This is a genomic window from Aster yellows witches'-broom phytoplasma AYWB (genome assembly GCF_000012225.1).
In the GTDB taxonomy this organism is placed as follows: domain Bacteria; phylum Bacillota_I; class Bacilli_A; order Acholeplasmatales; family Acholeplasmataceae; genus Phytoplasma.
The window spans coordinates 176,821-189,425 of record NC_007716.1; the positions used below are offsets into that span (position 1 = coordinate 176,821).

Annotated in this window: 9 protein-coding genes and 3 pseudogenes; 8 read left to right on the forward strand and 4 right to left on the reverse strand. The window is 21.6% G+C overall.

From position 1 onward, the window contains the following. Window positions 1-7 precede the first annotated feature (7 nt). From AYWB_RS00720 to AYWB_RS00730, 3 genes are all read left to right on the forward strand, one after another. Window positions 8-322, forward strand: coding sequence for a single-stranded DNA-binding protein (locus AYWB_RS00720; RefSeq protein WP_011412433.1), 315 nt, complete (start codon window positions 8-10; stop codon window positions 320-322). Between the two features lie 150 nt (window positions 323-472). Continuing rightward, window positions 473-940 (forward strand): hypothetical protein, encoded by a 468-nt coding sequence (locus AYWB_RS04165; protein WP_011412434.1) that lies wholly within the window; start codon window positions 473-475, stop codon window positions 938-940. A gap of 1,383 nt (window positions 941-2,323) precedes the next feature. Next, window positions 2,324-2,626: a hypothetical protein gene (locus tag AYWB_RS00730; protein WP_011412436.1), complete on the forward strand. Its 303-nt coding sequence runs from the start codon at window positions 2,324-2,326 to the stop codon at window positions 2,624-2,626. A gap of 1,120 nt (window positions 2,627-3,746) precedes the next feature. Here the strand turns inward: AYWB_RS00730 and AYWB_RS04175 are convergent. The 3 genes and pseudogenes from AYWB_RS04175 to AYWB_RS04415 all read right to left on the reverse strand — a co-directional run. Continuing rightward, window positions 3,747-3,926 carry a hypothetical protein gene (locus AYWB_RS04175; protein WP_011412437.1) on the reverse strand — a complete coding sequence of 60 codons (180 nt, stop codon included), beginning with the start codon at window positions 3,924-3,926 and terminating at the stop codon, window positions 3,747-3,749. A gap of 155 nt (window positions 3,927-4,081) precedes the next feature. After that, window positions 4,082-4,204 (reverse strand): annotated as a pseudogene (locus tag AYWB_RS04180) (endonuclease); the annotation flags it as partial. Further along, window positions 4,186-4,758: pseudogene (locus tag AYWB_RS04415) on the reverse strand (DUF2963 domain-containing protein); the annotation flags it as partial. The pseudogenes AYWB_RS04180 and AYWB_RS04415, both read right to left, overlap by 19 nt. Window positions 4,759-5,013: 255 nt before the next feature. Between AYWB_RS04415 and AYWB_RS04190 the strand changes: the two are divergent. The 5 genes and pseudogenes from AYWB_RS04190 to AYWB_RS00765 all read left to right on the forward strand — a co-directional run. Next, window positions 5,014-5,309: pseudogene (locus AYWB_RS04190) on the forward strand (IS3 family transposase); the annotation flags it as partial. Window positions 5,310-5,459: 150 nt separating this feature from the next. Continuing rightward, window positions 5,460-5,624: a hypothetical protein gene (locus tag AYWB_RS04005; protein ID WP_011412364.1), complete on the forward strand. Its 165-nt coding sequence runs from the start codon at window positions 5,460-5,462 to the stop codon at window positions 5,622-5,624. A 725-nt stretch (window positions 5,625-6,349) separates the two neighbouring features. After that, on the forward strand, window positions 6,350-6,820 hold the full coding sequence (locus AYWB_RS00755; RefSeq protein ID WP_238374419.1) for a hypothetical protein: 471 nt from the start codon (window positions 6,350-6,352) through the stop codon (window positions 6,818-6,820). Further along, window positions 6,798-7,457 carry a hypothetical protein gene (locus AYWB_RS00760; protein ID WP_238374420.1) on the forward strand — a complete coding sequence of 220 codons (660 nt, stop codon included), beginning with the start codon at window positions 6,798-6,800 and terminating at the stop codon, window positions 7,455-7,457. Before AYWB_RS00755 ends, AYWB_RS00760 begins: the two co-directional genes overlap by 23 nt. A gap of 108 nt (window positions 7,458-7,565) precedes the next feature. Continuing rightward, window positions 7,566-8,531, forward strand: a complete 966-nt coding sequence (locus tag AYWB_RS00765; protein WP_011412445.1) for a DUF2963 domain-containing protein — start codon at window positions 7,566-7,568, stop codon at window positions 8,529-8,531. A 2,787-nt stretch (window positions 8,532-11,318) separates the two neighbouring features. Here the strand turns inward: AYWB_RS00765 and AYWB_RS00780 are convergent. Further along, complete coding sequence (locus AYWB_RS00780; protein WP_011412449.1) at window positions 11,319-11,708, reverse strand: hypothetical protein; 390 nt, start codon at window positions 11,706-11,708, stop codon at window positions 11,319-11,321. Window positions 11,709-12,605 lie beyond the last annotated feature (897 nt).

Genomic DNA, 12,605 nt, shown 5'->3' on the forward strand with positions numbered 1-12,605 from the left:
TAAAATTATGTTAAACAAAGTACAACTAATCGGTAATATAACTCATGACCTAGAACAACAATATATTAATACTAATGAGGGTCAAATACCTAAAATAGATTTCAGTATAGCTATTAATACCAAAGATAAAACTCAATTCATTCCATGTGTTGTTTTTAGAAACCAAGCCGAAAACATGAATAAATATCTACATAAAGGTTCAAAAGTATATGTAGAGGGAACGTTATCAATTGAAAAATATACCAATAACGAAGGTGAAAACAAAACCGCTACTAAAGTAATAGTTCAAAAAGTTATTTTTTTAGATAGTAAAGATAAATAAAATAAAGGCCCCTATTAAATTAGGGGCTTATACAAGAAAGAGTTTATAAATGAAAAAAATAAATTTAAATTAAACGCAAAAGATATCTTTTTAACTTACTCAAAATGTCCTTTAGGTAAAGATAAAATTCATAATTATATAAAAGAAATAATGATATCTAAAAAACAAGAAATTTCATATATCATTTCTAATACTGAAAACCATCAAGACCATAAAGAAATACATACTCATGTTCTTTTTCAATTAACAAAAACTATTGAAATTAAAAGTCAAAGATATTTTAATATAGATGGTTTTCATCCTAGAATTGAAACTGCTCTTAATATAGAAAAATCAATTTCTTATATAAAAAAAGATGGCGACTTCATTGAAGAAGGCACCCCTAGACATAAAAAATATGTTCGTCAAAATCAAAAAGAAGAACGTAAACAATTAATCTATGATGAAATAGACAGATTAATAGGAAAATATTATCATGATGATAAATTAACTTTAAATCAAGTTAAAAAATCTCTTAATGATTTTATTAAAATTCTAGACCGTGATTTTTATTACGAAAAAATAGATTTTGTAGAACAAGTTTTAAATAAAAAATTCACTAAAAAAAAGAAGAGTTAGAAGATGAAGAAGAATTTTTCAAACCTGATTATTCTTTCGATTCATTCAAATCTAACTCTAAAACTAATGAGATAATTGATGCCATTAACCAACAATTATCAGAGTGCAATCATTAGGCAAACAACGTCCTAAATCCATTGTGATTGAAGAGTTTTAGTAAACTCGGTAAAACCGAGTTTATATTAAGCTACTTAACTCACAAAAACCTTCACTATAATTATACCAGAGGAGACTTTGATTTTAGTAAATAAAGTCATAAAAACGCTTATAAAATCAATATTTTTGATGATATAAGTATTCCTCAAATTAGAAAAAGAAGGTTTATTTAAACAGATTATAGGATGTAAAAAAGGATTTAAATATAACGTCAAATATGATACTAAAAGAACTATAGCTGGTAAGAAGTTAAGTATCTTTTTAGTTAACCCTGATATTTGATTTGAAAATTATTGTGAATGGTCTCGTGATAACGGTCATAAGTTTCATCAATATCTAGAAGATAATTGACGTTCCTGAAAAATTATATTAAAATAAATTAATGATTAAAAATAAATAAAATAGTAAGGAGAAAAAATGATTGGTTTGGAAATAGTTTTGGGTTTTTTGACAATTGCATGTTTATATATTTTAATAATGCATAAATAATTTTAATTTTGAAATTAGAGAAAAAAGGTATTTTGAATATGTATTTAATTTTAAAAAAAATAAAATTTAGTTCTAAATTATATTTAATTATATTTATTTTTATTTATTTATTATTAAATTTTCATCAAAAAAATTTAGTTTTTGCTCAAGAAAAAATAGATTTAATTGAAAAAAAATTAATAATTCTGAAATGATTGATATTAAAATTTTAGACAAATATTCAGAAACAGAAAATGAAATGAAAGAAATAATAATAATCATTTAAAAAAGTTAAACACAGAATAAGAAGAATACAATAAATAACACAACAAAATATAAAAAAACTAATATATATTAAATAAAATGAAAAAAATTATTAATATTTTAGAAAACAATAATAAAAATTTAGAAGCTGAAAATAAAAAATTAAGAGAAGAAATTTACTTATTCAATAATTTAAAATAAAGTAAAAATAAAGTCCCCTAATTTAATAGGGTCTTTAAAAATATAAAAATCTTATTTCACGGAATGTTAATTTTAATCAATCTATTATTTTTTTAATCCCCATTAAATGCATTATTTTATACTATATGATATTTCAAATTAGATATTAATTATAATTAATCACATGAACGAGCAGAGCGAACTAGGCGGTCAGCCGAAGACCATTACAATTAATCTATTACACCCCTCCTATAAAGTCCCCTCTGGGGATTTAGGGGTTTTTTTATATAAAAAAAAAGAAAAGGATTTATAAATATGATTAAAATTAATTCAAAAATTATTAAAACTATTTTTTTGTTTATTTTAATAATTAATTATTATTTATTTTCTATAGATTTATTCGCTACGAAACACAATAATAATAAAAAAAGAAAAGAAATAATGTATGAAAATATAGAAGATAAAAAAATGTTACCTTACAAACTTCATCAACAAATAGAAGAAGAATTAGAAATGAAACTTCAAGAAAAATTAAAAGAATCAAAAAAAAATGAAGATGAAAATAAATCTAATTCTAAAATTCAACAAAAAAATAATAAAAAAATCAAAAATATTTGATTTTTTAAAAGGAACAAAAGATATTAAATGTCATCCGAAACACCACATGGAGTTAAAATCGAACTGCCTAAAAAATTAGTTAAAACTTTTAAGTATAACGATTATATAAAGGATTAATATAATCATCAAAATGTAAAAATCTCATACGCTTATCTAAATTATTAAAATATAAAACATTTATTTAACAATAAACATGTCTTATTATAAGATTTACTATTAAAATGATTTTTAAACAATTTTTTTGAATAAAAAAATAGTTATATAAATAAAAGATAATTTACCTTTATTTTTGATATATTTTAATAAATATTTTTTCTTTTTTTGAAAAACAATTGATTCTTTGCTAACCTCTCCAAAACAAGTTTTAAAAAAAGTTTTTTTATTATTTTCCTTTAAAATATCATTTTTTAATAATTCAAATAATGTATTTGTATTTGAAAAATCTAAAATATTTTTTAAATAAATAGAAGTTAAATGATATTTTGGTTTAGGAGTTTGTGTGTTTTTATCATGTATTCGTTAAATGGTTTGTTCAAAAATATGGTTGGATTATTTTTTTAGTGATGGCAACACATAAAGATTGTTGAAATGAAAATTAGTTAATTGATTCATTTAAAGAGCCTTTTTCGGGTTTTAAATTTAATTTTTTTGGTACGCCATTTAATGGTTTCGTCTTTTTTAATAAGTTTTGATTTTACCATTTCTATAATGGATATATCAATTGCCATTTTGCCATTTTTTATTTCTCTATTTTTTTGATAATGTATTGTTGATTAAATTTAGTATCTTTATCATTCATATTGTTTAATATAATTTTAGTTCCTAAGTTTTGGTTTTTCAAAAATTCATAATATCCCTTTTCTACTTGTTGAAATTAAAGATGATTTTTTGCAATACAACACTAAATTAGAGATTTTAAGTGAACAAGAAGTTCAATCCCATCTAATTGATGATTCTTTTGGTTTTTATTTTGCGTTCCAAACCCAATTGCGGATTAATTTTTAGATAAATAGTTATATCAGGTTTTGATGTTTTTTTACTTAATTTTTTAAAAAATTGGTATTTTTTTGTCAATTTTTGAAGGATATACGAGATATGCGAAATTAGAGCCTAACCACATCTATCTACAAAAATGATTTTGTTTGTTTTTTAAGTGGGGTTTGATGAGTTCTTCTTGTTTTTGAATCATGTTGGCAAAACTTAAAAAATATCTAATTACATTATGTAAAGTATTGTGGGTTAAAAACGTTTCACGTATAGAATTTCCGTTTGTAGAACTTCCTAATCCGCGAATAACCATATCACTTCATTACCTTGTTTTTATAATTCTTTTTGAACGTTTTTTTTATTAGACTTGTTTTTTCCACTATCTCCGAGTTCTTCGAAGATAATTAATTTCATATTTTTTTCCTTTCGAGAAAATTGGATATAAAAAAGACCTCAAATTTGAAGGTCTTAGTTGTATTTTAATTTGCTTAATTTTTTTAAATAAGTTGTTTGTGATAATTCTTGTTTTGCTTTGTGTATCAATTCTAAATATTTTTTACCATCTGCAATCATTTTATTAACGAAGTTATTTCTATTTCTTTAAATTTTTCTTCATTATCATCAAATTCTTCAATAGAATTATCAATATTTTTACGTTTCATTAATTTTGAATTAATGGGATTATATTCCATCAAAACGCCATCTGATAAAGTTTTTTTAATCATTTTCCCATGTGAACCATACTCTTCAATATTGTTATATTTATCAGTTTTTTTCAGTAACATACCATTATTTTTATCATATTCAAAAATATTATTATCATTATCAATTTTTTTAACTAATTTATTAGTAAATAAATTATAATATTCTTTTTCTCCATTTTCTCTTATAAACTCATAAGGAACACTTTTTAAATATTCGTTTTCTTTTTTAAGTTTTTTATTTTCATTATATAAAACATTGTTTAACTCTCTTGCTTTTGCTTTAATATCTACTTCTTGTAATTTACGCCTTTCTTCGGTTTCTAAATGATATTTATAAACAAGCCTACCACCTATCCCAAACACAAAAAAAATTAATGTTCCAGTAGTAATTAAAAAAGGAATTATTTTATAATGTTTATTGCCTATTCTAAAACTTGACATTTTTAAACCTCTTTTCTATTAATAAAAATAATTAAATCATTTTTTTAGCATTTTCAAATACCCATAAATATAGGAAATTAATAAAAAATGATAAAATGAAACTCAATATTATTATAACCTTTTTAAACAAAAATAAAAAGAATTTTAAAACAATTAAAAATATTATCTAATATTCTTAAAACAATTTTAAACAACAAATCGCTTATTTTAACGAAAGTGAGGTGTTCCAAAAGTGTCTAAACTTTTGGAACACCTCATTCCGACCAAGGAACAGTTTATCAATCACTAAAAATTCAACAAACTTTAACGAAAAAAGTTTTTTTTAATCAGTATATCAAGAAAAGCTAATCCAAGCAATAACGACGTAATTGAGAATTTTTTTGGCCAAATTAAAACTATCTTACAACATCAACATCATTTTTTATTTCCAAAATCTCCTAACAAAAATGAAAAAATCAATCAATTATTTCCTTAAATTTTGTAACAATCAATGGATTTTAGCTAAATTAAATTATTCATCACCTTCTCAATATTGTCAAAATTTTAGATAATATTTTTTTTATTTCAAATTTTCAACCTTGAATATTGTAGGCGATTAAAGAACCATTAAAAAAAAAATACCAACTTTTAAGTTGGTTTCCTTATTGTTTCTAAATACTAAAAAATATTTTTCTTATTAAATAATAAAAAAGGAGATTAAAATGGCGAGAAATTACAGACGTTCTTATTTCAGTAAAAAATCTTTTAGAAGAAATAAATTAACTTTAGGCAGTTTTTTTACATATTGGATTTTACCTACATTAGGCATTGTTATTCCTTTGATTGTTTATTTTGCTTCAAAAGGTTATTTATCAATAGCTAAATAATAAAAAGGAGGATAAAAAATGACTTTAAGACAAATATTAATTTTAATTGCTCTTGGTTGTATTTTTATATTTGCAGCTTATAAACTTGGTTTTATTGTTCCTGATGCAACTAAAATTACATGGATTAAATAATGAGTGTTTTTTTAAAAAAACACTCATTAAGGGATAATATATGAATAAATTAAGTTAAAATTAAGGATTTTTTTAAAATGGATAAGCAACAAAAAATAAAAAAAGAATTTTACGAACATTGTCAATGTTGCGGAAGTGATTTGGGAATGAATATAAATGATATTGATTTGAATTTATTTGGTGTAATAATGACTTTAATGATTTTAATTAGTTTTGGAATTTTTGTATTATTTGGGTTTTTTGAGTTTATTTTCTTTTTTTCAAATTAATCATGAAATTTTTACAACTCTCATTTATATTTTTGTTATTGGTATTCTTTCATTTTGTTTAATAGCTCATTTTATGCCTAAATTGCTTTTTGAAAAATTAGATTATGAAAAGGTTGAAAAAGAATAAAGGAAAATTAGATGAAAAAATATAATCTATTTGATAATTTTATTTGTTTATTGATTGGTTCAATTATTGGTATATTTTTATATATTAATTTTTTTACCAAAAATAATAAAGAATTAGAAACAATTCAAAAAGATAATAAAATGGTTGAAATAATAAAGAAATTAAAAAAGTAATAATTTTATAGAAAGGAATAATTGATGGATATACAACAAACAATTATTAATATTGTTGAATCTAAAGTATTTATTTCTTTTACTTCTTTTATTTTTGGTATTTTTATTTATTGGTTTTATTTATATATCAAAGAATTAAAAAGTAAATATGATTTTAGTGATGAATTACGAGATATAGTAAACCATTATCTTAAAAAAGGTAAAATTAGTATTAGTGAATATGGCGCCTTAATTAGATTAATGGCACATATGGGGAATTATTTAGGTATATATAGAAAACATGTTGAAACAATGATTAAAGAATTTGGAGAACATGGAGGTCTTAATTTTTCTGAGGGTATTTTTGATGAAAAAGATAATAATCAAGAAAATAAAGAAAATAATAATAATTTAGATGAAATTTTAAAAGAGAATTTAAAATTAAAAAATCAATTAAATAATATAAAAAATCCTTTAATTGCGGAATCTATTGATGATACTGGAAATGATTTTTAGTTTTAATTTTTTAAAATATTTAATTTCTTTTGATTTTAAAGATTTTTTTTATTTATTATATGATTTATTTTATAATATTTTTCTTACTAAATCATCTTTTTTATTTGGTTTTAATGTTGGTTGGAATATTAATTTTATTAATATTTATAATATTATAAAAACTATATTTATTTTTATATGGGAACAATTAACAACTTTAATTTATCCTTTAAAATTATTTAGTTCATTGTTTGATTTTTTAATGCAAATATTAAAAATTTTTATTGATGTTTTTGGTAGTATTATAGGTTATATTAAAAGTTCTATAACAAGTCTTACCGGTCAAAAATTAATGGACCCCAGTGAAAGTACGTGGGAAAAATTAAAAGAAATAGCAAAGATGATTTTTACCGTTACTGTTGGTGGCTCTGTTATTTATTTTTTTAAAGAAGTTAATAGTTTTCTTTTAAACTCTTTCATTAAAATAGGTGATTTGTTGTTTAAAATTATTTTAAGAATATTAGACATTATTTCAATTGTTTTAAAATTCTTTTTATTTTTGTTTAAAAAGGTTATAATAATATTGAGTTTCATTTTATCATTTTTTATTAATTTCCTATATTTATGGGTATTTGAAAATGCTAAAAAAACGCTTTAATTATTTTTGATAATAGAAAAGAGGTTTAAAAATGTCAAGTTTTAGAATAGGCAATAAACATTATAAAATAATTCCTTTTTTAATTACTACTGGAACATTATTTTTTTTTTGTTTGGGATAGGTGGGAGGCTTGTTTATAAATATCATTTAGAAACCGAAGAAAGGCGTAAATTACAAGAAGTAGATATTAAAGCAAAAGCAAGAGAGTTAAACAATGTTTTATATAATGAAAATAAAAAACTAAAAAAGGAAAACGAATATTTAAAAAGTGTTCCTTATGAGTTTATAAGAGAAAATGGAGAAAAAGAATATTATAATTTATTTACTAATAAATTAGTTAAAAAAATTGATAATGATAATAATATTTTTGAATATGATAAAAATAATGGTATGTTACTGAAAAAAACTGATAAATATAACAATATTGAAGAGTATGGTTCACATGGGAAAATGATTAAAAAAACTTTATCAGATGGCGTTTTGATGGAATATAATCCCATTAATTCAAAATTAATGAAACGTAAAAATATTGATAATTCTATTGAAGAATTTGATGATAATGAAGAAAAATTTAAAGAAATAGATAAAAATGGTAAAGTTAAATATTACAAAACTAAAATTTATCAAACAGTTTTAGATTTTAAAAAATTATTTATTAATGATAAAGATTTAGAAAAAACTTTCTTAAAATCCGGTATTTTTAATTTAGAAGATTTAAAAACTGCTGGATATACTTTAGAAGATTTAATATTTTTTGGATATAGCTTTCAAGATTTAAAATATCCTCCAAAACTACAAATTTTATCCGACGGAACTATGTTAAGAATTTCAGAATTTAATCAATACACAAGAAAACCAATAAAAGAAACAATTTACAACAACCCAGACAGAACTATTTATCAAATTACAGAATATAATCAAGACACAGGTGAAAGGCATAAAGCCACTGAATACTATAAAAATGGAGAAAAATCAACTGTTTTTGATTACCACAAAGACACAGGAAAATTAACCAAAGAAACAATTTACAACCCAGACAGAACTATTAAAGAAACTAAAAATTATAATTATTAACCATAAATAAGCAAAGAAAATAAATATAAAAGTATTCAAAGACGAGCATAGCGAACTAGGCGGCCAGCCGAAGTATACTAAGATTAATCTATTGCCCCCCCATCTTATAAAGCCCCCTTTGGGGTGTTGGGGGTCTTTTGAATATAATGAATTATTTTCAAAAACTCCTTTGCCGTGAACTATCAGTAAAGGAGTAGTTTTGTTTTTAAGGAGAACAAACAATTCTACATTTAAATGATTTAACTATGAATAAAGAAGGTATTAGTTTATCCTTTCATCACGCTCTTAAAACATTTAATGCAATTAAAAGAGGCACTTTGAATAAAAAACAAATTAAAATTTTTGAGAATAATTTATTTTTTGTTAAGATTAATGATTTCGGGCAAGGTTGTTTTTTTAGAAACTTTAAAAACTTATCAATTTATTTGTTTAATGATTACCGAAGATAAATTTTAATTATCATCAATTGATATTGAAAGCAAAGTTAAAGATATTATAAGAAATATTCGTCAAAGCAAAAATAATGCTCGTTATAAAGCCATTTATAATTTTGCTTTCTGAAAAAAGAAATTAGTTGGTTAAAACTTACTTTGGCTCATAATAATAATAATGGGCACTATTTCTAATGATGTTAAAGATTTAAATAAATCTAAACAGTTGATTATTAAATTTATGTCAAAATTACGTTATGAATATAAAAAATGTTTAAATAAACAAAAATTAAAGAAACATATTGTTAATAAATATTTAACTAAATTTAAATATTTTATCGCTTCTTGATTACAATTTAAAGGTGTTTGGTATTTTCATATTATGTTTAATATTGATTTATTAAGTGTATTTTTGGACACGCTAATAAAATGATGTGTCAACGAAAAGTAATAATCAATAATTCAGAATTTTTAGAATAATCAGAATATTATGCTAAAAATAAAGCTAAATATAATTCTAGTAATGGTTGGTTTAAAAAAGAAAATAAAAATTTAATTATACCTAATTTTTTAAAATTATGGTCTGATATTGTACTTGATAATTTACCTAATTTAAAATTATTAAATCCTCATTCTCAAAATTTACAGATATTTTATAAAGGTAAATTAGATAATATTAAAAAAATGAAATTAAGGAATGTAAACAATTAGCAACTATTATTAATAAAAATGTTGCTGAAATTATTTCCGAATATGTTAGTAAATATGATGCTGGTTTAAATGAGTTTGAAATTAAAAAACTATTGCATTAAAAAAAATTATTTAACTGAAAAAAATTGGTTTAATTTTCTTAAAGTTGTCAAAAATTACCTATTACTAAAAATATCAAATATTTTCCATTTGATCTTCATTATAATGATTATAAAATAACTGGGTTTTATTTATCAAATATTTTAAAATTTGGTAAAAAGCATATTTTGTATGATTTATTAAGAAATAACATTTTAAGAACAATTAATAAAAAAAGCAGTAAAAGTTCAAGGGATTTTTATAGGCGATTACTGAGTTTTTTCAAAATATTGTTTCTTTTAAAAAAAATCTTTAACCTTTTTAAACAAAAATAAAAAGAACTTTTTAAAAAAATTGAAATAATATCTAATATTCTTAAAACAATTTTAAACAACAAATCACCTATTTTAATGAAAGAGTTTAAAAGAAAATTATTAATTTCTTTCAAAAAATAAATAACAGAGCCACCAACAGCAACATTAAAAATCATCTTTGCTATTTCTTTTATTTTTCCCCACATACTTTGACTAGGATCCATTAATTTTTGACCAGTAAGACTTGTTATAGAACTTTTAATATAATCCTATAATAGGATAAAAAACATCAATAAAAATTTTTAATATTTGCATTAAAAAATTAAACAATGAAATAAATAATTTTAAAGGATAAATTAAAGTTGTTAATTGTTCCCATATAAAAATAAATATAGTTTTTATAATAAATAAAAAAAATCTTTAAAATCAAAAGAAATTAAATATTTTAAAAAATTAAAACTAAAAATCATTTTCAGTATCATCAATAGATTCCACAATTAAAGGATTTTTTATATTATTTAATTGATTTTTTAATTTTAAATTCTTCTTTTAAAATTTCATCTAAATTATTATTATTTTCTTTATTTTCTTTAATCACCTATAATATTCCAGGTAAAGATTTTCCTGATGATAAAAATATAACTCCTGAAGCATTAGGTTTTGATAAAAATCAAAATAAATATATGCTTGAATATAATATAAATAAAGGTAAATTATCAGTTTTAAAACCTTTAAATAATTTTATTTAGAAAAGCAAAAAACTTTTATTTGTTTTAACCAATATATTAATCCTTATTTATTTTATTTTTAAATTAAATCTTTTTTAACTTTTACCCTTTTTTTATAAGGTTTTTTGTAGATTTTTTTTTTATGTTTTATAAATTTAAAAATATGTTATAATAAAAAATATATATTTATAAGAAAAAAAGCACTATTAAATTAAAATAACTTTTAAAATAGGAATTTCTTCTTTTGGCAATTTAATGATTCCTGTTTCAGTTAAAACGATCTAACTGATAATAAAAAAAGAAGCATCCCTAAAATAATAAAAAACTATTTGCGGAACCAAGTTCTTACAGATTTAACTGCGCTTTTACCTTTTTGGAGACACTTTTTATTTTTAAAAAAGAACAAAATAACAATAAAGACCAACTTTTAAGTTGGTCTTTATTGTTATCATAAATATTTAGTTTTTGTAAATTTCGTTTTTATTTTAGTAAAAATAATAATTCTAATTTTAAAAAAGCTAGTTGTTATTTTGTGTTTGCAAAATTTTGAAAAATAAAATACAATATCAAAAGAACAAACAATAAAATAAATATTACAAAGAAAAAAAATAAAAAACTATTGGTTTCGTTAGAATTATTATTTTGAGAACTATCCGAAGGATTTTGAGCATTTTGATCTTTTAAATAAGCAAATTTAGCTATTATTTCATCCATATTATTTTGTCTTTCTTTTAATTTTATACCTCCTCCAAATTTATCCAACCCTAATTGTAATTTTGCTTCTAAAAGAGGTAGTTCTTTTAGAATTTTTATATTCTGGTTATAAGTTAATATTTTATTAAAAGGGCCAAAAAATTGTTTTTTGTATGTTTCAAAATTATTAAATTTGTCTACAATATTATTATATTCTAACATCGTTTGACTAAATTTTAATGTTTCGTTTTTTAATATTTCTAAAGCTGCTAAAATACTAATTATATCTTTATTTACTTTTGATATTAGTTCATATATTTGATTTAAATAATCAATTACTTCTTTTGATTCTGTTGCTAGATCTTCATTAATTGTTTCTAAAATAGTTGTAAAAATGGGATCTTTTAAACATTTTTCAATTTCTGTTTGATTATTAACTGCTAATTGTTTAATTTCAATTTTAATTTCTTTAATTATCGCGATAGAAACAAAACGCCTTAATTATTAACTAATAATTAGGTTTTTTTGAGCCTCGCACAACACCGCACAAGCAAGTTTCCAAGCATACAGCGTTTATATATTAAAATATATTTCCTCTTTCGCCTTGTATTTGGTTTTCCCAAATTCCTTGGTAAGTCAGTTCACTTTTACATTCCAGCTAAGCTTTGAATTTCTTACGACTACTACGATTCTGCTTTTTCCTTGAGCCTAAACACCAAAGTTTATTTTAGATGCTTTTATACTTTTAGCAAATGACTTTTAGGAAGATAGAAGTTACTCTAATTTCTTACCTTAATAGTTTTAGGTGAGATAACCACAATTAATATGCAAAAATAATTTATGTTGTAGGTGGTAGGTTTTAGGTTTAGCGATTTTGCTTGCCACTTAAAATAATAAGTGTTAGTAAATTTTATATACGCAAAAAATATATAAACTGCCCTAAAATATAAGGAATTAACTGTTTTACCTTATAGCTACTGCCCGTTTTTTTCTCTTAGGCTTATTGCAAAGCTTTTCCATGACTATTTTCAACTTGCAAATCAAAACAATAAACAGTTTCTCGTTTTTTTGCTTTTATTTTCTGCTATAATCTATCTTGCTTTCACAAGATAAACCAAA

Bases quoted from the DNA above. Each gene is read 5' to 3' on its own strand.
- AYWB_RS00720 (WP_011412433.1), top strand. From the start codon at position 8: ATGTTAAACAAAGTACAACTAATCGGTAATATAACTCATGACCTAGAA.
- AYWB_RS04165 (WP_011412434.1), top strand. From the start codon at position 473: ATGATATCTAAAAAACAAGAAATTTCATATATCATTTCTAATACTGAA.
- AYWB_RS00730 (WP_011412436.1), top strand. From the start codon at position 2,324: ATGATTAAAATTAATTCAAAAATTATTAAAACTATTTTTTTGTTTATT.
- AYWB_RS04175 (WP_011412437.1), bottom strand. From the start codon at position 3,926: ATGGTTATTCGCGGATTAGGAAGTTCTACAAACGGAAATTCTATACGT.
- AYWB_RS04005 (WP_011412364.1), top strand. From the start codon at position 5,460: ATGGCGAGAAATTACAGACGTTCTTATTTCAGTAAAAAATCTTTTAGA.
- AYWB_RS00755 (WP_238374419.1), top strand. From the start codon at position 6,350: ATGGATATACAACAAACAATTATTAATATTGTTGAATCTAAAGTATTT.
- AYWB_RS00760 (WP_238374420.1), top strand. From the start codon at position 6,798: ATGATACTGGAAATGATTTTTAGTTTTAATTTTTTAAAATATTTAATT.
- AYWB_RS00780 (WP_011412449.1), bottom strand. From the start codon at position 11,708: ATGTTAGAATATAATAATATTGTAGACAAATTTAATAATTTTGAAACA.